The organism is Ancylothrix sp. D3o (assembly GCF_025370775.1).
Taxonomy (GTDB): Bacteria; Cyanobacteriota; Cyanobacteriia; order Cyanobacteriales; family Oscillatoriaceae; genus Ancylothrix.
In genome coordinates this window covers 662898-686437 of sequence record NZ_JAMXEX010000002.1, presented here as the reverse complement: position 1 = coordinate 686437, position 23540 = coordinate 662898, and the positions used below count along the sequence as shown (strand labels likewise).

Annotated in this window: 9 protein-coding genes; all 9 read right to left on the bottom strand. The window is 41.4% G+C overall.

Translation table 11 applies throughout. The features are described from left to right. Positions 1–59: 59 nt before the first annotated feature. The 9 genes from NG798_RS07165 to NG798_RS07125 all read right to left on the bottom strand — a co-directional run bounded on the left by NG798_RS07165 (position 60) and on the right by NG798_RS07125 (position 22395). Positions 60–1169, bottom strand: coding sequence for an ATP-binding protein (locus NG798_RS07165; protein ID WP_261221441.1), 1110 nt, complete (start codon positions 1167–1169; stop codon positions 60–62). A gap of 4 nt (positions 1170–1173) precedes the next feature. Next, positions 1174–7041: a PAS domain S-box protein gene (locus NG798_RS07160; RefSeq protein ID WP_261221439.1), complete on the bottom strand. Its 5868-nt coding sequence runs from the start codon at positions 7039–7041 to the stop codon at positions 1174–1176. Positions 7042–7311: 270 nt separating this feature from the next. Next, positions 7312–8415, bottom strand: coding sequence for a response regulator (locus tag NG798_RS07155; RefSeq protein WP_261221438.1), 1104 nt, complete (start codon positions 8413–8415; stop codon positions 7312–7314). Between the two features lie 53 nt (positions 8416–8468). Next, positions 8469–10223, bottom strand: a complete 1755-nt coding sequence (locus NG798_RS07150; RefSeq protein WP_261221435.1) for an EAL domain-containing response regulator — start codon at positions 10221–10223, stop codon at positions 8469–8471. Between the two features lie 458 nt (positions 10224–10681). Then, complete coding sequence (locus NG798_RS07145) at positions 10682–11824, bottom strand: ATP-binding protein (RefSeq protein WP_261221433.1); 1143 nt, start codon at positions 11822–11824, stop codon at positions 10682–10684. A gap of 11 nt (positions 11825–11835) precedes the next feature. Further along, complete coding sequence (locus NG798_RS07140; protein WP_261221431.1) at positions 11836–16626, bottom strand: PAS domain S-box protein; 4791 nt, start codon at positions 16624–16626, stop codon at positions 11836–11838. 301 nt (positions 16627–16927) lie between these two features. Continuing rightward, positions 16928–17635, bottom strand: a complete 708-nt coding sequence (locus NG798_RS07135) for a response regulator transcription factor (protein ID WP_261221429.1) — start codon at positions 17633–17635, stop codon at positions 16928–16930. Between the two features lie 505 nt (positions 17636–18140). Beyond that, complete coding sequence (locus tag NG798_RS07130; protein WP_261221427.1) at positions 18141–19685, bottom strand: ATP-binding protein; 1545 nt, start codon at positions 19683–19685, stop codon at positions 18141–18143. Positions 19686–20007: 322 nt separating this feature from the next. Further along, positions 20008–22395, bottom strand: coding sequence for a PAS domain S-box protein (locus NG798_RS07125; protein WP_261221425.1), 2388 nt, complete (start codon positions 22393–22395; stop codon positions 20008–20010). Positions 22396–23540 lie beyond the last annotated feature (1145 nt).

Here is a 23540-nt window from a genome sequence, read left to right as displayed (position 1 = left end):
GCCAAATTATTAATTTTATAACTAAATTGTATCAGCACCCTGACTTTTTTAAAACCAAATTACGAAAGCGGACTCTGGAAAGGTAACTTGACTGTAAACCGGGTTCCCACTCCCACCTTGCTTGTCACTTCAATAACACCTTTGTGTAAATCAACCGAACGTTTAACAATCGCTAATCCTAATCCTGTGCCGGCAATCTCTCCGACATTTTGGGCACGATGAAACGCCTCAAAAAGCTTTAGGACATCTTCTGGAGGAATACCAATTCCCTGATCTTGGACGCAAAAACTAACCTCATTTTCACATCGCACAACTTCCAGAATAATCTTTGTTTTTTCTGGGGAATATTTAACCGCATTGCCCAGCAAATTTGTTAAAATATGGTAGAGGAGTTTTTCATCCATTATAGCCCCTGAAAATTCCCCGGAAATTTCCAAGTTCAAGCTATGATTTCTTCCTGTGCTTTGGGTGATTGCTTCCAACAACTCTTGACAAAATTCAACAACATTTATCGCCCCTGGAGAAAAAGAAATTTTGCCCGACTCAGCGCGCCCCAGGGTTAAAATATCTTCCAACATGGTATTCATACTCGTGATAGCGTTTTGAATTCGCTCAAAATGCCTTTGTTTTTTCTCTGGGGTGAGTTTTTGTTCATACTGTTGCAAAAGTTGAGACGACATTAAAATCGTGGTTAAAGGCGTGCGAAATTCGTGGGAAGCCATCGAAAGATATCGGTTTTTGCGATGTCTTTCTTCTTCGGCTTCTTTGGCTTGCTGTTTAATTTTCTGTTCGGCTTGATAGCGGCGGAGGGCAATTTCAATTGTTCGTTTTAATTCCTTTTCTTCGATGGGTTTAACCAAATAGCCATAGGGTTCTGTTGCAGTTGCTCGTTGCACCGTTTTGTCATCGGCATTAGCGGTTAAATAAACCACCGGCACATCCGATTGTTGGCGGAGTTTTTCAGTGGTTTCTATGCCATCCATATCGCCTTTTAACATAATATCCATCAATACCAGACTCGGAGAAGTTTGGCTAATTTTTTGAAGGGCTTTTTCGCCGGTGGAGACAATACCAACCACCCCATAGCCTAAACTTCTTAAGGTATCGGCAATATCTTCAGCCACAATTAATTCATCTTCGACAATGAGGATATTTTTGGCATTTTCCATACAGTTAGTTCCTCGATTTATATATCAATTCTTGAAACTGAATTTGAAACTTAGTTCCCTCAGTTCGGTCAATTTCTACGGTTCCGTCAATTTGATTAACCAAAGAATTCACCAAACGTAATCCCAATGTTCCAGAGTTTTCCCAATCTAAACTTTCGGGAAATCCCACCCCATTATCCTTAACTGTGAGTAAAAACTTTTGCTCTGGAAGCGCAGAAAATTCTACCCATATTTTGCCTTGCCTGCCTTGGGGAAAAGCGTGTTTCAAAGCATTAGAAACCAACTCATTCATCAGCAAACCACAAGGAATTGCTGTATCAATATTAAGCGAGGCATTTTCTGCTTTAATTTCAAGTTTAACCGCATTAACATCCACCGTGTAAGAATAAAGTAAATTGCTGGTTAAATTACCCAAATACTCCGCAAAATCGATGCTTGCCAAATTGGTTGACTGATACAATTTTTCGTGAATCAAAGCCATTGACTTGACACGATTTTGACTTTCCCTGAGCATATCGAGAGTTGTGCGATCTTGCGTATAGCGAGACTGCAATTTCAGCAAACTAGAAATCACCTGCAAATTATTTTTAACGCGGTGATGAATTTCTTTGAGTAACACCTCCTTATCGCGTAGAGAAGCTTTGAGTTGCTCTTCAGCCTGCTTGCGCTCAGTGATATCAATTCCAACAGAAACACAAGCTCGACCTTGCTGGTATTTTTGAGCAATGATCAAGTAACTCCGCGCTTCGCCATCTATATCTAAAGTAATACTTTGCGAGGCCGTTTGGTTAGACTTTACAAAAAATTCACGCAGAAAATCACAAAACTCTGTTTTTTGTTGAAGAAAACCTATCTCCTGACCAACAAAAGTTTCTGGCGGTAGATTAAACATAGCGGCCAGATGCCGGTTGGCCCCCAAATAACGCAGATCCGAATCTATCCAAGACACCAACCCCGGCACCGCATCCAAAACCGCCTGAAGCTGATCTTTAGCGTGCTGCAATGCTTCTTCGGCTTTTTTACGATAGGTAATATCTTGGCAAACACAAATCAATCCGCCCCCTTCAATGAGAGTCAGGAAAACTTCTTGAGAAAACAAAGATCCATCTCGCTTTTTACCAGTCGTTTCTCCGCGCCACTGGCCGGTTTTTGCCAATTGAAAAAACGCTTCGTGTTCAACACGGTCTGCTTCAGTCGGACAATACAACTCACGCCAGCTTTTTCCTAGCAATTGCTCAGGGTTATCGTAGCCAAAAAGTTTAAGATGAGCATTATTCAAATAAATATAATCGCCGTTTTGATTTAAAACCGCAATGCCATTTGTTGCAGCCTCCACAGCAGTTAATTGTTGTTGGAGGGCTTCTTGGGTAATCTGACGTTCTTTTGCTAGAGAAATTGCCGAAGCAACAGACATTAAAAGACTCACTTCCAAAGAATCCCACTGCCGCTTTTCCACACAGTTATCAAAGCCAATAAATCCAAAAAACTCACCTTGAACAATCAAAGGTAAAACCAAGATAGAAATAATACCTTGCATTTCCAAAACTTCTTTTTCCACTTGGGGAAAATCTGCTACATTTCCTTGCATAATCTTGCCCTTGCTTAAATTTTCAACCCAACGCGGAAAAAACTCATCATAAGGAAGATTTTGCAGCAAGGGATTATCAATTTGTGGCTCTATATCAGCAGCACACCACTCGGCTCGCTGAGAAGTTAATAACCTCCCTTCGGCATCACGGTGGTTTTCAAAAATATAAACGCGGCTTGCATTAGAAATGGGTGCCAAAATTTGGAGAATTTTTTGATACAAATTTTTCTCTACCGGCGCTGTTAATAATTGCCGCTGCACTTCCACAATGCCAGTTAAATATTGCTGATGTTTAGTAAGATCCGCTTCTACTTGTTTGCGTTCCGTAATATCCGTATGAGAACCTGCCATGCGGTAAGGTGTGCCGGTGGAACAACGCAACGCTGCACCTCGCGTCAATATCCAGCGATAAGTGCCATCTTTATGACGCAAACGGTGCTCGACTTCATAAATCGGCAAATTACCCTGTAAATAATCGTTAATAATTTTAGCAATCTTCACCTTATCGTCGGGATGAACTCGCTGTTCCCACTCCTCAAAACAATTAGGAATTTCATCATCCGTGTAGCCTAACATAGTCTTCCACTGCGGTGAAAAATAAACCTCATTAGTAGTAATATGCCAATCCCAAATGCCATCTTTCACCCCCTCCACCGATAAAGCAAATCGCTCCTCACTTTTGCGTAACTCTTCTTCGGTTTTTTTGCGTTCGGTGATATCGAGACGAATTGACAAATATTGTATCGGCTTTTTCTGACTATCTAACACTGGCAAAATCGTGGTATCCACCCAATAAAAACTGCCATTTTTGGCTCTGTTTTTAAATTCACCTTTCCAAAGTTTGCCTTGGCTAATGGTATCCCACATTTGGGCATAAAACTCCTCAGAATGATAGCCCGAATTCATAAGAACGTGAGTTTCTCCAATCAATTCGTCTTTTGAATAACCAGAAATTTCACAGAATTTTTGATTGACATAAGTGATAATACCTTCGGCATCTGTCATCGAAATAATTGCCGACTGATCCAGGGCAAAATTTTGAAACTCTAACTCAAAAAGCGCATTTTGTAACTTAGCTTCTACTTGCTTTTGAGCGGTGATATCAATCATAGATCCCACAATTTCTAAAGGGTTGCCTTGTTCATCCCGCACCAATCGTAAATCATCTCTGAGCCAGCGATACTGCCCATTTTTCGCCATAAAACGGTATTCATGGGCGTGGATTCCCTCTTTAAACAGCGCTGGCAAATCCCTAAAAACTCGCCCTGCATCTTCTGGGTGAATATGACTTGCCCAAAAGTCAGGATTCTCCAAAAATTCCTGTGCTGTATATCCCAAAATTGCCTTGATATTTTCACTCATAAAAGTAGGCGGATAACTGCCCTCTGTTTTGCAGCTATAAATCATCGCCGATCCCGCTGAAATTAAATACTCCAACCGTTCTTTAAGCAAAATTAATTCTTGTTGGGTGTGTTTGTGTTCTTGTATTTCTTGTTGTAATTGCTGAATTGCTTCCGCCAATTCCACCGTGCGATTAGAAACTCGAATTTGCAGTTCTTCATTGAGATTTTCTAAAGCATTTTCAGCCATTTTCCTATCTGTAATATCTGTGATCATTGCCAAAGCGCCGCAATAGTGGCCGGCATCATCTAAAAAAGGATTCGTAGAAACAATGGCATAAACCGATTTCCCATCTTTGCGGATAAATTTAAAATCATGCTGTTCTTTAATATTGTTTTTGCGGCGTTCGATATTTCGATGAGCAATTGCCAATCCCTCCGCATCCATAAACTCAAACAAAGATTTTCCCATCATTTCATCAACGCCATAGCCTAACATTTCGGCCATTCGCTGATTCACGAAACTGGTTTTGTTATCTTCATCAATTAACCAAATTCCCTCTATTGCCGTCTCAACCATTTGGCGATAACGTTCCTCACTTTTTCGCAGCGCTTCCTCAGCTTGTTTGCGAACTGTGATATCCCGTAATACCACCTGAGAAGCGAGTTCGCCATCTAAATGAATCACCTTTGCGCCGGCTTCTACATGAATTTCTGAACCATCGGCCCGAATATATTTTTCATCCAACCAATCTGTACTTATTCCTTCTTGTTCTTGTAAGCGAATTCTCTCTTTTACTATCGCATGAAAATCCGGGTGGATGACTTGTAAAACCGGCTTGCCGATCAAGTCTTTTGCACTGCGATAACCCAACATTTTTACCACTGCCATATTCACGAAGCGGAAAATGCCTTTTTGAGAAATAAAAATGCCATCCGGCGAAAGATCCACCAAAGCGCGATAGCGTTCTTCACTGATTTTTAGCGCTTGTTCTGCCTGTTTACGTTGGCTAATATCGGCAACGCTTGTCACCGTAACCTTTCGCCCATTTTCCTCTACAACCGGGCTGGCGTTTAAGTAAATATCAACCACTTTGCCATCCGCTCGACGCAACTGCCACTCGGTATCTATTGGTGTTTGATCTTCTAAAAAATTGTGGTATAAATCCAAGGCAGACGGGCGATTTTCTGGCGGTAAAATTTTAACAAAAGTTTGTCCTTGTAATTCTTTTTCGCTGTAGCCTGAAATATTACAAAACGCCGGATTTACTTGGATAAAATAGCCTTGTTCATCCGTAATACAAATGCCAAGACTACCGGATTGATAAAACAAATCCAGCAATTTTTGGGTTTCTTCTACTTGTGCTTCTGCTCTCTGGCGACGGGTGAGTTCTGTTTGGACACGATTAAATAATTCCGCTTGCTGAATGGCAATTGAAATATGCAGTTCCAACTCCTCTAATAATTGCAATTCCGATGTTTCCCACCGGCGAGTTGAACGGCATTGATGAGCAATCAACAACCCCCAAAAACGAGGCTGCTGCTTTTCTTCTTCTATAAAAATCGGCACAACTAAATAAGCTTTCACCTGCAACCGTTCAAGTAATTTAAGATAACAAGGGCTTAAATTAGCGTTTTGAATATCTGAAATTACTCGTTTAGTTTGGGGCAAATACTCCAAGCCGGTTAGGGGATTTATACAGAGATCAGAAACTTCGATATTCACACTTGGTTCCCAACCGTCTGCCACAGATTCGGCAACAATTTTGCTTTGAGGAAGGCCATAAGTCTGATAAACCAATACCCGCTCACACTCTAATAATTGCCGGACTTCGCTCACAGTTGTATCTATAATTTCTCGCAAGTGAATAGAGGCCCGAATCCGACTTGCCATTGAAGTTAAAAGCTGCTGTTTTTCGGTTTGGTGTTGCAGTTGTTCGGTGCGATTCTGCACCTCGGTTTCTAATTCTTGATTGCGACTTTCTAGCAGTCTCAGATTTTCGCTCTGTAGAGCATCAACTTGTCCTTGTAGAGTTTCAATCACATTGCAAATTTGCACGGCATCAAGGCCGCGCAGCAAACTGGTTGGGGTGACAATCCCCACAAGTTCGCCATCGTTGCCGGTGATGATTAAATGCTTAATTCGTCGCTTTTGCATTTGTTGTTTCGCTTGCAAAAGCGTATCATCGGGCTGTAAAGAAAACACCGGCCCACTCATCACATCACCGGCATAAATAGTGGCTAAATCAACTTGCAGGGTTTGCAGTTGTAAAATATCTCCTTCGGTAATAATTCCAATTGGAATCAATTTTTTTGATTCATAAAATGCCGGAGTATTTTCATTGGTAATTACCACACAACTAATAGAATGATTTGCCATCACTTCGCCAATTTCTTGGACTGTTACCGTTGGCGGTCTACTGATAACCGGGCTTGCCATAACTTCCCTCACCCGCTGCAAGCGCATTAAATTATGGGCTTGCAAAGAAACTCGTAATGTTTCTGCTGTTGCGACCCCTAGCAAATTGCCATTGCTATCAATCACCGGCGCCTCGCGGATCGAGTGCTGGCGAAAAAAAGACAGGGCTGTAAAAATGTTTTCTTGGCCGGTGTTTTCAAGCAAAAGCACCGGCGTTTTCATCACTTCCCCTACCGTAATTTGGGCAAAAGAAGAGCTTTTTGCTGTTAGTTTTACCAAATCTCTCGATGTAAAAATGCCTTTGATTTCGGAATTTTCTAAGACTAAAACGCAGGATGAATAACTATGGGGATCGGTGTTTTCTTCATCATCTTCTTGGTCAAGATAAATTTGACAATTAACGCGGTGCTGGGTCATTAATTCCAGCACTTTTTGTACAGTTGTGTCTGAGGTAACAGTGAGGGGGTGCCGGTCAATGGCATCTTGCAAAGAAGGCAAATTTAAAGATAAGTGTTTGGTGAGCATAATGAGTGCAAAGGGTAGTGGGCTGATTTAATTAAAAGCAAAGCTGGGAGAATTTATGACTGCTTTCAATTTTATGGTTTCAGGGATTAGATATCTATGAGAGCGCATCGCAACTCATCTCAAATCCTCTCAAACCGGCCTCAATTACAATTTAATTTTTCTGCCGACAAAAAAAATAAATTTTGATTTTTTGTAGAAAGTACCGGCAGAAGCTAACTTTTCTAAAGCAATTTAGTCAAGGCCATCAGTGATGTATAACATCAAAAAACATTACTCAACCAAACAGCCACCCGGAAGAATGAGGCTGAGGGTTGTTTGTTCACCGGCAATACTTTCAATGTTTAACTCTCCGTTGTGTAACTCCACCAAACGTTTACTAATTACCAGCCCCAAACCAGAGCCTTGTTGTTCATAAAGTTTACGTTCAAATTGCATATAAGCCCCTATTTCAGAAATTTGGGCAGAATTCATCCCCCGTCCGCGATCCGCTATGACAAGAATATATTTATTGTCTTGGAGGGTGCCGGTTAGAGTTACGGCTGTACTTGGTTTAGAAAATTTAAAAGCATTATCCACCAATTCTTCAATTATTTTTTGCAATCGCGTGGGAGGAATTTGCACCTCGGCTTCCGCAATATCTAAGTGCAAATCCCTTTCTCTTTCTGCTTCTTTTGCTACTTTCAAAGCCGTGTCGCTAATCAATGCTTGGCATTCTGTGGGCTGCGAATTTCGCAACGCCTGAATACGTTTCTCATCGCTGGCTATCAGTTCAAGTTCTGCGTATAAAAGATAATTTTGGACAAGCCGATAAAGACGTTTTCCAGAGCGGCGAATTTCTACTAACATTTCCCGCACTTCTGAAGGTTCGAGAGATTCGTATTCTTGCAAGAGCAAATCTGCAAAACCGAGAATGCCATTGAGCGGGGTTCGCAATTCGTGGGGGAGGGCTTGGATGATATTACTGCGTAAATCGTTAAGTTTTTGGGCTTGTTGTCGCTGAAAAACTGCTTGTTTTTCGAGGCGGGTGCTAATCGCAGCCAGCAATTGGTTGGGGGTACAAGGTTTGGTAAGATAGTCATCTGCTCCCAGTTCCATGCCTCTACGGGTATCTGATTTATCGGCTAAGGCGGTGAGGAAAATAAAAGGAATGGTGGCAGTTGAAGGTTGTTCTCGCAAGGCTTTAAGGACGCCATAACCGTCTATTTCTGGCATCATTACATCACAGACAATTAAATCGGGTTTATTTTCGATAGCCAAGGCAATGCCGACTTTACCATTTTCTGCCCCAAATACTTCAAAGTCTTCTGTTTCGAGCAGTTCTAAGATGTTTTCCCGAATGATTCTTTCGTCTTCTATTACTAAAATTTTAGCCATGTTTCTGGGGTGTGATTTTTGTTGGAGGGGTTGAAATTTAAGTTATCCTATTTTTAGGGAAGTTGCAAGCATTTATTGGCGCTCAACAGTTGTTGAAACTCCGAGGCGCTGACCGGCTTACCGAAAAGGTAGCCTTGCATTTCATCACAATTATGACGGCACAAAAAATCCAATTGTCCGGGGGTTTCGACACCTTCGGCAATGACTTTTAAGTTCATTTGGTGAGCCATTAAAATCAGGGCAGTGGTAATGGCTGTGTTTTTGGGATTGTCGCTGATATTGTTGATAAAGCACTGGTCAATTTTCAAAATATCAAAGGGGAATTTTTGCAAGTAGCTCAGCGAAGAATAGCCGGTGCCAAAATCATCTATCGAAATTTTCACTCCAATTGATTTTATGGCTTGTAAGCGGCGAGTTGCCAGTTCTGCATTTTGGACTAAGCTGCTTTCAGTTAATTCTAAATCGAGATACTTTGGATGGATGCCGCTTTCTTCTAAAATAGCCGCAATGCGTTCGCAGAGGTTGGGTTGGGTAAATTGCCGGCCTGATAAATTGACACCAACGCGCAAAAATTTAAAGTTATTTTCATGCCATTGTTTAAGTTGTCGGCAAGCGGTTTTTAGTACCCATTCTCCAATCACTTCTATGATGCCGGTTTGTTCGGCAATGGGGATAAATTTAGCCGGTGAAATCAAGCCTCGTTCTGGATGATACCAGCGCAATAAGGCTTCGCAGCCGACAATTTGACCGGTTTGTAAGCTAACTTGCGGTTGATAATGTAGGCGCAATTCCTCACGGTCAATTGCATAGCGCAAATCGGTTTCTAAGGCTAACCAATCATCTGTATCGCTGGCAAAAGTTGGGCTATAAATTTCGCAGCGGTTGCCTCCTTGCCGCCTTGCATAATTCATAGCTTTTTTTGCTAATTGCAGCAGTTTATCAATGTCTTGTCCGTTGTCGGGATAGAAGGCTATTCCAATACTAGCCGTAATAAAAACTTGGGTGTTGTGAACTTGAAAAGGAAGGCTTAAGTGGTTTTGGATGATTTGTGCTTTTTGAGCCGCAGTTTCTTTGTTTTTGACGGGGGATAAAATGACCGCAAACTGATCACCATTTAAGCGGGCCACAATGCCGCTATCCCCGACGCTTTCAGACAATCGCAAGGCGAAAGACTTTAGCAAAAAATCACCCATTTCGTATCCCAAGCTATCATTAATGCGATTAAATCGCTCTAAACCCAAGCAAAAAATCGGGACTTTTTGAGAGGAATTTGGCGGCAAAAAAACCGGTGAATAAGTTCCATAAACTTTTTGGATAAATCGTTGAAACAAATTTTCCAGTGATACTCGCGTGGGCAATTCTGTTAAAGGATCGCAATCAATCGGCTCGGCAATAACTTTTGGTTGTTTGATGTTGTTAAGATAATATTGTTGCTGGCGCTGCTGTTTTTCTAGGCGAATTGTAATGGCCTTGAGCAGTTCCGCCGGCAGGCAAGGTTTGACAAGATAATCATCGGCTCCTAATTCCATACCGGCCCGCATATCGAGCCTGTCTGCTCTTGCTGTTAAAAAAATAAAGGGAATATTTGCGGTAGAAGGATTTTCTCGCAAGGCTTTGAGAACACTATAGCCATCCATTTCTGGCATCGTCACATCACAAATAATTAAATCGGGCGATTGTTCCATTGCCATTTTCAAGCCCACTGAACCGTTTTCAGCACCTATGACGTCAAACTCTCTCATATCCAGCAGTTCTAAAATATTTTCGCGGATAGACAGTTCATCTTCTATTACTAAAATTTTTGCCATAATCTTAAGGGCGTTGTAATAATTTATATTGTTCGGCAAATATACGAAAATTTTTGATCAATTTCTCACAGCCCCAAGCAAGAAGCTTTTTTGATTTTATCAACCCTAAAAGTGGTCGCTCAATCTTCCTTTTTAACCTGGAAGAGTTTTAAGCTATCCCCCTCTCTTATCAGCGGAGGAGCGGAAAGATTTCTTTCTTCGCTTTTAAGGGAGGGGGAGAAAAAAACTTCTTCCCCGCCCCTTCGCTTTCAAGCTAAGGGGGGTTGGAGGGTTAGGTTTTTCCCGATCAGAGATGGTCTCTTTCACTTTCGCATACAATTTGACCGTCTTGCAAGCCCACAGACTTTTTCACTTCTGCGGCAATTTTTTTTCTTGTTAGAAAAAAATAAGGTTCTGTTTGATGTTTTCTCCCGCTTCACTTCTGGTTTTGCCATCTAGCAGCAAGTTTTGAGCCTAGATTAGGTTTTGAGGGGGATGGTGGGAAGCATGACAATAAAAGTCGTCCCCACTCCGAGCTTCGTTTCTATCTCTATTGTGCCTTGATGTAAATCTACGGATTTTTTGACAATAGCTAACCCCAGGCCGGTACCCGAAATTGTGCCAACATTGGCTGCTCGGTGAAAAGATTCAAACAAGTGTTTTATATCTTTTTCAGGAATGCCAATGCCTTGATCTTCAATTCTAAAAACGGCATTTTTTGCTGGCTGAGACTCTCCCGTTCTGGTAAAACTCGCTATTTTTTCGGTTAATTTAAACTGAACTTTACCGCCTTGCGGAGAATATTTAATCGCATTAGAAAGCAAATTTGTAAAGATATGCCGCAACAACCTTTCATCCATAATTGTCGAAGAAAAATCTCCCTGACAAATAAAGGAAACTTGATGTTTTTCTCCCGCCAAAAGCTGCATTTCTTCACTCAAGTCGCTGCAAAACTTTTCTAAGTTCATAGCGGCGGGTTGAAATTCCAACTTGCCGGCCTCGCTTTGACCTAAAAATAAAACGTAATCGAGCATTTCAGTCATGTGCTGAACTGCTGTCTGAATGCGTTGTAAATGCTTGATCTTTTTATTGTCAGGCCATTCGCTGCCATAACTTTCTAGTAAGCCTGCCGAAAACAAAATTGTCGCCATTGGAGTGCGAAACTCATGGGAAACCATCGAAACAAAACGGGATTTTAGTTCGTTGAGTTCTCGTTCTTTTGCCAAAGCCTTACGCATTTCCGTTTCCGCTTTTCCCCGCGCCATTGCAATCTCAACTGTCGTGTATAAATCCTTTTCCTCAAACGGTTTAACAATATAACCAAAAGGTTCCGTTTCTTTGGCCCTTTGCAAGGTAATTTCATCGGTATGAGAGGTTAAATAAACCACCGGAATTTGATAAACTCGGCGGATTCTTTCGGCAGTTGTCACTCCATCCATTTCGCCTTGCAGCATAATATCCATTAACACCAAATCTGGTGCACACTGAATCACTTTTTCCAAAGCTTGCAAACCCGAAAAGACGATAGCCGGCACTGAGTAGCCCAAATTCACCAAGCTTTGTTTGATATCGAGGGCGATAATTCTCTCATCTTCAACAACTAATATAGTGCCTTTTGTCATAAATTACTCTCTCAAGTTTCTCTGCTTTTTAAAAAACGAATTTCGTAAAAAGTTCCTTTTTTGCCATTGGCTTTAATTGTTCCGCCGAGTTGTTCGGTCAAATTAAAAACAAGCTGCAATCCTAAAGAATCGGCGGTTTCTAAATCAAAATCTGCCGGTAAACCAATCCCATCATCAGCCACCGTCAACACACAGATCGCGTTTTCCTCAGAAAGGTGCGTCTGCTGCGGTGTCAAGGCGGAACTGTGGGCCTGATTTAATTTAAAATTAATCGTCACCAAACCTTGTTTACCCTGGGGAAAGGCATATTTAAGAGAATTTGACACCAATTCATTAATAATTAAACCACAAGGAATCGCCGTATCAATGTCCAGTGCAATTGTTTCCACATCTATTTTAACTTGAATCAGCCCCGAAGAAACCCCATAAGCGCCGCACAAATTAGCAACCAAGTTGCGAATATACTCCGAAGCATCAATGCGAGCTAAATCCGAGGAACGGTAAAGCTTTTCATGGATGAGAGCCATTGAACGCACACGGTTATAACTGTCTTTAAACAGTGCCAATGCTTCGGGATCTTTAATATATCCCGACTGTAACTTAAGCAAACTTGAAACAATCTGCAAATTATTTTTAACGCGGTGGTGTATTTCTTTGAGCATCACTTCTTTGTCTCGAAGGGAAGCCAGCAATTTTTCTTCAGCTTGTTTGCGTTCAGTAATATCAATAGCTACTGACACCGCTGCTTTTCCTTGCTGGTATTTTTGCGCTGCTATCAAGTAATCTCGGCCCGTACCGCTGCTTGTAAAATTAATTACTTGACTGGCAAACATAGCCGAACTTATCATAAATTTGCCCATAAAGTCTGTATAGGTTAGGCTATTTTGCAAAAAGCCTAATTTTTGCCCAATAAATGCTTCAGGATTCAAGTTATAAGCAGCCGCCAAATGTCGGTTTACCCCCAAATAGCGCAAATCATTATTAATCCAAGAAACAAACCCCGGCACCGCATCCAAAACCGCTTGCAATTGATCTCGTGCTTCTTGCAATTTTTCCGCAGAAATCTTGCGGTGAGTAATATCACTTTGAATGCCGATATAATGCGTCAAAGTATGGTGGCGATCATAAAGCGGAGCAATACTTAACTCATTCCAAAATAACGTGCCATCTTTGCGGTAGTTTCGCAACACCACAGTACAACTTTCTCCTGCTTTAATACACCGGCGCAGTTGCTCAAGTTGAGGCTGGTGTTTATCCTTTCCTTGCAAAAACCGGCAATTTTTACCCAACACTTCCTGCGGCAAATAGCCAGTCATTTTCTCAAACGCCGGATTGACATAAATAATGCCTCGATCTGGCAATCGCATATCCACAATCACAATCGCATTACTGCTCGCTTCTATCGCTCTTTCTCGCAGTTTTAACATTTCTTCAGACAATTTTCTTTGAGTAATATCTTGCGCCGTTCCTAAAATTTGTTGAGGCGAACCATCCTTTCCACGACTAAAAACCGTATCTCGACTAGAAAACCAACGCCACTCACCATTAGCGTGTTTTAAGCGATATTCATTCTCTAAAACTTCCTCATCTTTAGCGCTTACAAATTGCCGGCAATACCCCTCAAACTTAGCAAAATCTTCCGGGTGCATCATCCGGGGCATAAATTCTTCTTTAATATTTTTAACGTCTTCTTCCCCATACCCCAACAGCAAACTCATTTGATTATTCAAATAAATTGTCCGCCGTTCTACAACATCATAGATATAAATAATACCCGGCACCGCATCCGCCACCCGCTGAATAAAAAGCTGACTTTCCCGCAGAGCTTTTTCCGCTTGTTTCCGCCCAGTAATATCCCGATCAATCCCCCGATAACCGCAAAACACACCCTCAGCATTAAACACCGGCACCCCATTCGTTTCTAGCACCACCAAATGCCCATCTTTATGCTGATTAATATTTTCTAAAGAATGAAAGGGCTTTTTGTCGATCAAAACCTCATTCATTATTTCTATGATTCGGCTTGCCTCATCTTTTGGCATGAAATCAAAAGGAGTTTTGCCCACCATCTCTTCTGGTTTATAACCCAAAATTTCTTTAACCCCTGGATTTGCATAAGTATAAGCCACATTTGCATCCACCTCCCAGACAAAATCATTTGTCGTTTCTACTAAATTACGAAACCGCTCTTCGCTGGTTTTTAAAGCTTTTGCCACACAGCAACGTTCAGCAATTTCTCGCTCAAGTTTCTCGACTGTTTCTAATAACTGATAAGTCCGTTCTTCCACCCTTTCTTCTAATTGTTCATTCAATCTTTGCAGAGCTTCTTCGGCTTCTTTTTGCTGTGTAATATCGCGGCCAAACCCATAAACTAACTGCTTTTCTTCCAACGCCACTGCATTCCAAGATACCCAGCGATATTCGCCATTTTTGCAGCGAAAGCGGTTTTGAAAATCCACTACGGACTTTTGATCATTTTCCATCATAGTTTGACAGCGTTTCTGCGTTACCTGTAAATCTTCAGGATGAATCAATTCTTGGAAATTCATTCCTTGTAAATCTTCTGGGCTATAACCCAGCGTTTTTTCCCAAGCAGGATTAACTAACTTAATCACTGAGTCGTAACTGCTAATTATCATTAAATCCGTAGAATTATTAAAAAAGCGGTCGCGTTCAGCTTGAGCTTGTTTGATTTCACTAATATTTCGACCTTCGGGAATCAGCCACTTTACCTTACGGCTTTCATCGTAAACCGGCTTCAAAGAAAAATCAATCATTGCCACCCGATTCCCCGCACCGCGCACTTGCTCTTCATAACGAATAAACTCCCCCGCTGCTGCCTTAACAATCGCTTGTTTTAAGCGTTTGTGAGAAGCAATTTCCTGCTTCGACGGCTGTTCACCCAACGCCCACCAGGGAGTTTCCCAAAAAGGCAATCCGAGCACATCTTTTGCTTCGGCTTCCACAAAATCTAAAGCCGTTTGATTCACTTCCAGCATAATTCCTTGGGGTGAAAGCAAGCCGGTGAATTGGAAACAATGATTAAAAATTGCCTGGTATTTCTCCTCACTTTCTTTTAATTGTTTTTCCGCTTCTTTTCGTTCTGAAATATCACGAGAATTTGCCACAACCGCTTTTAAAACTGGGTCTAAAGTTAAATTGCTTGCCGTAGTTTCCAGCCAACACCAAGACTTGTTTTTATGCAAAAATCGATATTCGGTGGGTACTGAAATACTCCCCGGTTGTTGAATTAACTCGTTAAACTTAACCAGAATCAATGTTAGATCCTCTGGATGAATGAAATCAAAAACGTTTTTTCCAATTAGCTCTTCTGGTTTATACCCTAAAACTTTCTCTAGGGAAGGACTTTCATATTCAATAATTCCCTCTTTATTAAATAAAGTAATAATATCCGAGCTATTTTGAATCATAGAGCGAAACTTTGCCTCACTTTTGGTAAGAGCTTGTTGCGCTTTTTTGCGTTCGGTAATATCCCTCACTATCACCAAAACTTCATCTTCCCCACAAGCAACAATCCGCGCCTCAAATTCTTGAATATCTCCGCCTCTACTTAACTCGTATTCCAAAGCTTGTAGCTCCCCAGTGACGAGTGCTTTTTCAATGGCTTGCCTATACTGAAAAGATACTTCACCGGGCAAAACTTCTCCTACAAATTTGCCGACAAACTCGCTAGAATTAACCAGCGGCAGAGTTAACAGGCTTGGTTGAAAAGAAAGAAAAACACCGTCCCGACTGATCCGAAAAATCATATCAGGAATTGCATTCAAAATCGCTTTATTTGTGGTTTCACTTTTATGCAGTTGCTTTTGCTGTGCCGCTATTGCTGCTTCGGAATTTTTGCGAGCCGTGATATCTTCTACCGTGCCTTCAAAATAAAGCAAATTGCCGGTTTCATCGCACACAGCGCGGGCATTTTCGCTAATCCAAATAATCTCCCCATCCGTGCGAAAAATTTCCGACTCAAACCCTACCACACTGCCCGACTTTTCTAACTCAGCAATAAATTCATCGCGCCGGTGAGGATCGATATAAAATTGTTGCCCAATATCCGTTATCGTAGCCATCAAACTTGCCGGAGAATCATAACCGCAGATGCGAGCTAAAGCCGGATTTGCTTCTATAAAACATCCGTCTTTTGTACTTTGAAAAATTCCTTCTATGGCATTTTCAAAAATGCTGCGATATTTAGCTTCAGCAAGGCGACTTTTTTGCTCTGCCGAGTATCTTTGTTCAAGTTCTGTCCGCAAAAGCTCATATAACTCAGACTGCTGAATGGCGATGGCGCAGTGATCGGCAATGCTTTTAACAAAGGCAATTTCATCCTCTGTCCACTCCCGACTATTTTCACACTGATGCAAGCTAATACCACCCATATAGGTGTCGCCATGCAGCAAAGGCACGATTAAAATTGCTTGAATACCACACTCGCAAGCAGCGGCTTGAATTTCTGGCGGTAAGCTGCTGTTAATACAACCTAAAGCCACTGTTTCCCCCTGCGAAAGAAATTGCCGGTAATAGCGGTAAAAATCGCAGTAAACGCCGATCAAACTCTTGCCCTCAGAGGTAGCTTCAGAAACGTGGTGAGCGTTCATTTGTTCGTGACTATCGGGCCGAAAAATTAAACACCGGCTGGCGTTGAGAGCAATATGAAGCCGATCAGCAGTGGTTTGCAAAATATCGCCCAAAACCAGCGTCCCACGCATCGCTTGCACAATGTCGTTGATTAGTGCCGCTTGCAGAGCTTGTTTTTGGTGGTAACAGGAGCCGGTGGTGAGGTGCATGGTTGTTATTTAACGCTGATTTTAAGATACTCTAATCCCCCCTTTTATGCACCCTTTATTTCCTCCCTATGGGCTATCAATGCCATTCCTGCCAACCTTTGGATAAACCTATTTTCATCTCGGTTTAGAAGAGGGTGTCAAGCGCAGTGGGGAAGGGAAAAAATAAAAGTTTATCTCTGTGTAACCCTGGGAGTAGGGCAAAAAAAGGCCGTTGCACATTAATCGAATCTGTGTCCCAGCGAACATTATTTTTTAATACAGAGATTTCAAGTTTGGAAAAAGGGCTGTTTTTCCGATAAATTTAACTTTTTGTTTTGGAATTCAGCAAATTAAATTGACGCAGCAATTTAACATTATCCGGAGTCAATAAAGATTGTAATTCCGAAACTTGATTGAGCAGAGCAATTTCGCGATCAAATTCTTCTTGCAAAATTTCTAAATACCTCTCTACCCTTGCGCCCGCCGGAGGATCTTTCATTAAACGAATTGCCATATTAATTTTAGAAAGCGGATCGCATAAATCGGCAATAAGTTTTTTCAGCAATTCTGCATGAGTGTCGCTTAAATGTTGAAGTTCTTGCATTTTTTGCTCGGCAAGTTGAGCGCGTTGCCGTTCGGTAGTATATTGGTGAATCAGCGTTTCATGTTTGGCAAGGCGCGAGGAAACAGCCTCAAGAAGTTCTTGGCGTCGAAAAGGTTTAGTAAGATAATCATCCGCCCCTAAATTCATGCCTTGTCGCAAATCGGTTTTATCAGCTTTGGCGGTCAAAAAAATAAAAGGAATGGCGGCGGTTGGGGGATTTGATCTCAGTTCTGTTAACACTTCATAGCCATCTAAATGCGGCATCATAATGTCACAGACAATCAAATCCGGAAGATTTTCTTTGGCCAATTCAATGCCGGTGATGCCATTTTCTGCACAAAGCGGGAAAAATCCCCCGGATGTGAGAATTTCTACAATATTGCTTAATACTGGTTTTTCGTCTTCAATCACTAAAATTTTTTTCATCCGTTTTATTTATTTGGGTAAGTTAATACAAATCTGACTATAATCCGTAGGTGTACATATAATAAACCGCTCAACGGCTTGTTTCACGAGGACGCTACCCTGAACCAGTGCGGGAAAAATCACCTGCTGATGCCGGTGCCTGCGCCACGCCTAACAAAGAGGCTGTTGATTTTCAGATAATCTCCTCAAGAGTTAGTGTAAACCGATTTACACCTGTTGAGGAAAAGATTTAACACTCTTTAAAACTGATTTCTGTTGGTTTGCCCCTACTTCTTGACCGGCCTTCTTGTCACCGGCTGTCATTTCAAGGGACAACCGGCCTATCTCAGGTTTGAGTAACCTAACCCCCCTACCCTCCTTCTTTGTGGGATAGGCGAACAAAAAATTTTTCCCTTCTCCCCTGTTTTATAGCCAAAGCAAAAAATTTCCCCCCTCGCCGTCTACAGAAAGAGGGCTGGGGGGCGAGGTTTCTTTTACTTACTATTTGCTTTAAATGCTGATATTTCTAGGCCGGCTCTGGTTTGAGAGAATTGGTGACGGGAATTTCTATCCAAAATTCTGCCCCCTGACCAGGTTGAGAAATACATTTTAAAATTCCGCCATGTTTTTCGACAATAACTTGATAAGAAATAGACAGCCCTAAGCCGGTGCCAGAACCAACCGGTTTTGTAGTAAAAAACGGGTCAAAAAGTTGCGTTTGCTCTTCTAAAGGAATTCCCTTGCCGTTATCACAAATGCGAATCACTACCGAGGGAGGCTTGGCTGAGTTGCCGGTATTATTCTTCAGTTCTGTAGAAATAGTAATTTGAGGGTGCGGCTGGTTTTCTAAGGCATCAATGGCGTTACAAATAATATTCATAAACACTTGATTGAGTTCACCGGCACAGCACTCTACTCGCGGAAGCTGGCTGTATTCTTTCAGCACTTTAATTTCGGCGTTGGGTCTTTCTTTGAGGCGGTGTTGCAAAATCATTAAAGTGTTATCGATGCCTTCATGGATATTCACTGGTTTGATTTCTGCTTGGTCATGGCGAGAAAAATTTCGCAAACTTAAAACAATTTTTTGAATTCGTTCGCCACCCACTTTCATTGAGTCTAAAAGTTTGGGAAAATCTTCACCCAAAAAAATTATATCCGCCTCTTCTCGCAGTTGTTTGATTTCCATCGCCGGGTTTGGGTAGTGTTTTTCGTAGAGCTTAAGCAACTTGAGTAAGTCAGTGGCGTAGTGGTTTGCGTGTACTAAGTTGCCGGTGATAAAGTTAATGGGGTTATTAATTTCGTGAGCAACTCCAGCGACTAATTGCCCCAAAGATGACATTTTTTCTGTCTGAACAAGTTGGGCTTGGGTTTTTTTGAGTTCGCCGAGGGTTTTTTCAAGTTCTTTGGTTTTAGAACACAATTCCGCTTCACGGGAGCGCAGCGCAATTTCTGCTTGTTCGCGTTCGGTGATGTCGCGTAGGGTTGCTAAAAATGCGAGTTTTCCTTCCCACTCTGTCTCGACAATTCGTATTTCGGCGATGGCTATTTGTTGGTCTGGCCGGTTAACATCGACTTGCGTTTGAACTACTCTTGTTTCTTGTCTGGCTTTCGCCCTTTTAATCGTGCCGGTGTTCATTTGGCCTGGTCTTTCTCTGACTAATTCTCCAAATAAATCCCGGCTGATTAATTGTTCGGCTGGGCTATTAAATAAAGATTCGGCAGTGGGGTTTACAAAGCGGATTTTTCCCTGGGTATCCAAAATAATTATCGCATCAGCATTTTTGTCAATAATATTCCGAAATGCTGTAGATGTTGATTGCAGTTGATGCCGCAATTGTTTAATTTCTTGCTGCAATTCCGATTTTTCTTGTACCCATTCTTTGCGTTTTAAGCTGTCGTTTCTCAGGGGCAGAGTTAACAGATTTGAAATGTAGCTAACCGCTTGTTTTAAATGAGGATCGGCTTGTTCTAAGTCTGGGTGATCTTTGTTTTCGGTTTGCCAGCTTAAACATTGTTCGGTTAAGTTAAGCAGTTTTTTAGGCGATGGGGGGTTTTTGTCAGCAATAAACATAATTGACAACTCCATAGAGGGGGGACGTTTTAATAGGTGGTTAACCAGTTGCTTGTTATTGTATAGTTTTGTAACGCTTTGTTGAACAGCAGCACTCGTCAAAGCCCACAAAATTCCAAATAAGCATTTATTTAATGCAGATGCCGGCTGGATGGCTGAGAATTTGGAAAAAATTATACAGCCTCTTGCTCTATAAAAATGCTAATCTCGACACAGATAAGCTGGCAACCGTACAAAATGATAAATTTTTCTCGGTGAATCTACCGAGATTAATGGCCGTAAAAATACGGAGTTTGAAAAAATTATAATGGGGTAGCCAATCTCAAATCGGCAGAGATACCGTAAAAGTGGTACCGGCATCCACAACGCTTTCGAGAATAATTTCAGCGTTATGAGCATCGGCGGCTTGTTTGACAATGGTTAGCCCTAAACCTGTGCCGCCTTGGTTATTTAGGTTGCTGCCTCGATAAAAAGCATCAAAGATGTGGGGAATGTCGTTGCTGGGGATGCCTATTCCAAAGTCTTGAATTTTAAAGACAGCCAATGCCTGTTGATCTGCCGTTTGTTCTGCGGGTTGAGAGCAACTTAATTCAAATAGGATATCTGTGTCCACCGGCGAATATTTTACCGCATTTGACAGCAAGTTCACTAATATTCGCTCAAGTAATGTTTCATCTAAAAAAACGTTGTCGCAGTTGCCGGTTTTAATAAAGTTAATTCGCTCTTTATCAATACTTAAAGTTACGCTGATTTTATTAATAATTTGATGACAAAAATCTTCTAAATTAATCAAAGTGGGATTACATTTTATCTGGCCGGCAATTCCTTTGCCGGTTGCTAAAATATCATTTAATAAATTGCTGATGCGGATAGCCGATGCTTGGATGCGATCAATGTGTTCTTTTTGTTTTTCTGTACGTCCGCGCTCTATATACAATTCTAGTAAATCTGCTGAAGACAAAATCGTACAAAGCGGAGTGCGAAATTCGTGAGAAGTTATGGTTATAAATTGGCGCCGGAGTTCCGAGAGTTCCTTTTCTTTTTCGCTGGCTTCTTGGACTTTTTCTTCTAACATTTTTTCCTGGCTGATATCCTGGCAAGTCCCCCTAATTTCCGCTGGCGTACCTGCGCTATCAAAAATTAAGTGGGCTTCGTCTCGCAGCCAGCAGTAGTTTCCGTTTTTACACAAAAATCGGTACTCTATAGTGCGTTTATGTTGGCTGTGGCTAAGAATTTCTTTTTCAATTTTGCAGCGGTCTTCTGGATGAATTCTGCTCACCCATAAAGACGGATTTTTGATGATCTCTTCGGCTTCGTAACCCAGAATAGTAGCGCTATTTTCACTCAGGTTTTTAATTATAAAATTCCCCGAAAATTCGGCTTTGTAAAGAATAGTCGCGGTGGCTTCCATCAACTGCTGAAGCTGTTGTTGGGTTTGGTCAGGAGTTGACAAAGCTGAGTGATCTTCCTCGTCGGGGTTGTGGTTGTCAGCAAGCGTTAATGACTCTACAGATGCCGATTTATGAGAGTCTTCAATAAAGGCTGAGTCTGGGGATATTTTCAGATCCAACCAGGATATTTTGGTGGCGGCAGGGTTTGCTTGCCAAAAATTTTGATACTGGCCTAGTCCAGGTTGCTCAAAAACCGGTTTCACAGGGGGGTTGTTAAAAGCCATTATAGTTTTAAAAGTTGGGGTAAAAGAAGAAAGATTATTAAAAAGAGAGACTCCTATCAAAGCTAAAAAGTTGCTTTTTTGTGGAGAGGGTTGACTTTGTTGGTTTTGGCTTTCTTGTAAGGCTTGTTCAAGTTCTTTCTTTTGGCTGATGTCGGTGCAGGTATGAATGATGCCGGTTATTTCTCCGGCTGCGTTTTTAATCACAGAATGGGTGAGGTGAGCGAAGAGGCGCGTGCCATCTGCTCGCTCAATAGTTATTTCTGTTTGCCAAAAGTCTTTTGTCTGTAAAGATTGTTCAAGTTCTCCTAAAAGCTGAGAATTAAAACCTTTAATAATTTCCCTGAGTGGTTGGTTGATTAGTTCTTCTCTGGGTTTGTTATATATCTGGCTGGCGAGTTGATTGCAATGAATAATTCTGCCTGTTTTATCGGCAATAATTATTGCATTGACGGTTCTTTCTAAACTAGCTTGCAGCAAAAGTTTTTCTTCTAAGGAATCTGCCGGCCCCCCAGAAAAAATAGCGTCTTGAGAATTTTTAAAAATGGCCACGTTTGCAGTTGGGTGGAGTTGAGCTTTGTCTGTGAGGGTTGCTATTAAAGCAGTTTCGCTATCGCTAAGGATGATATCTACAAATCTCTTTTCTAGCAAAAGGCGAAATTGAGAGCTTTCGCTTTGGCTTGGGTTGGTTGTTTTTGAAGTTAGCGGAGAATTTTTGGTTTGAGGCCAGTTTTCGCTATTACTAAGGAGTTGCTGACAAGAGGTGTTGAGTGCCTGCAATAAGCTGTTTTGCGTTACCAGTCCCACCGGCTTGCCTGACCCATCCACGACCGCTGCGTGCAGGATTTGATATTCTGATAAAATTTTGGATAGTTGTGAGAGTTCAGATCCTTGGGCCGCTGTAATAATAATCGCTGCTTGATCCATAAATTTCACCAACATGAAGGTAGTTTGCCGTTTTTGTTGCCGGCCTGTTGCTGGATGGTAAAAATTTGCTTTTACCAAGCACTGCCGGTGTTGGGGTGGGGTTGAAGCCAAACACTTCTTCGGGTTGTCAAGTTTGGTGTTTGTCTTTTAGCGCTAATACCGGCAGGGGTAATGGTTCCAAAAATCCCCCCTCAACAGATGAGGCTAAGTCAACCAACTTTCAGCACAACTTTCTCGATGCCTGGTTAACTTTTTCAAGTCGCTTATCCAAAAAGTATATAGCTATAAAATGTTAAAATTTATCTCAACTTTTCCAGCTTCCTTATTTTCTTTGAGGGATTCTGATTTCCAGCTTGTCAGACTTGACAACAAAAGCGTTTTTTTTGGGTTGTTGGTTGCCTTGCTCACCGGTAAGCTTGACAATCCCCATTTTTCACTTAATTGCTCGCCTTGGCTATTTTAACATTTCCCTCTCCTCCTCTATCTTTCAATATAAATTTTTTCTGACCTTTGGCTTTAATGTTGCCCTTGCTCAATTATGATTTTCTGCATTTGGGAGACGTTTTTTTGGCTTAATTTCACGTTTTTATGCAAAGTTTGATTTTAAATCCTGAGCATTTCTGAGTTTTTTGGGCTTCTTTTAAAAGCTTCAGGGTTGGCTTGGTGGCTGGCAGCTATCATCAAACACGAGCATCATCCGAAAGAAATATGTAAATATTTTTTACATATTTTTACCTTATCGACTGTTTTTATTGCGGTTGTGTTAAGAAGGTTTTTTCCCTCTCGATAGAGAGCTTGGCCGGCCTCCTATACAAATGAGCATAACCAATTTTATTAAAATTGACAAGATAGCTTAAAAAATCATATTTAAGGGCTTTAATGATAATAAATTTAAGGAAAACTCAAAAGGTCTTGGCCCACAATTGAGTATAAACTATGAGAAGTTATAAAAATTTTCTAAAGTCTGCAATAAGAGTTTGAGTTTACGGAAGACTTGACCCTCAATAAAGCTTGATTTAAATGCAGCATCTCAAGGAAGGCAATAAAAAGGCAGAAACCTCTCCCCCAAGCCTTCACCAAGGGTTGGGGGAGATTTTTTCGCCGTGAGCTTTTAGGGAAGGGGGTTAAGTTCTTCCTTGAGGATGGTGTACAGTGTTTTTGCTTTTGAATTAGTCATAAAAAAAACAGCACAACAGGCTCGTCACAGGTGAGAGTTGCGGGTAAATGTTTTTATAAAAATCACCTTCAAGAGGGCA

What these genes read in the sequence shown, in the direction of transcription:
- NG798_RS07165 (WP_261221441.1), bottom strand. Translation starts at nt 1,169, where the DNA reads ATGGAAAATGCCAAAAATATCCTCATTGTCGAAGATGAATTAATTGTG.
- NG798_RS07155 (WP_261221438.1), bottom strand. Translation starts at nt 8,415, where the DNA reads ATGGCTAAAATTTTAGTAATAGAAGACGAAAGAATCATTCGGGAAAAC.
- NG798_RS07130 (WP_261221427.1), bottom strand. Translation starts at nt 19,685, where the DNA reads ATGTTTATTGCTGACAAAAACCCCCCATCGCCTAAAAAACTGCTTAAC.
- NG798_RS07140 (WP_261221431.1), bottom strand. Translation starts at nt 16,626, where the DNA reads ATGCACCTCACCACCGGCTCCTGTTACCACCAAAAACAAGCTCTGCAA.
- NG798_RS07135 (WP_261221429.1), bottom strand. Translation starts at nt 17,635, where the DNA reads ATGAAAAAAATTTTAGTGATTGAAGACGAAAAACCAGTATTAAGCAAT.
- NG798_RS07160 (WP_261221439.1), bottom strand. Translation starts at nt 7,041, where the DNA reads ATGCTCACCAAACACTTATCTTTAAATTTGCCTTCTTTGCAAGATGCC.
- NG798_RS07145 (WP_261221433.1), bottom strand. Translation starts at nt 11,824, where the DNA reads ATGACAAAAGGCACTATATTAGTTGTTGAAGATGAGAGAATTATCGCC.
- NG798_RS07150 (WP_261221435.1), bottom strand. Translation starts at nt 10,223, where the DNA reads ATGGCAAAAATTTTAGTAATAGAAGATGAACTGTCTATCCGCGAAAAT.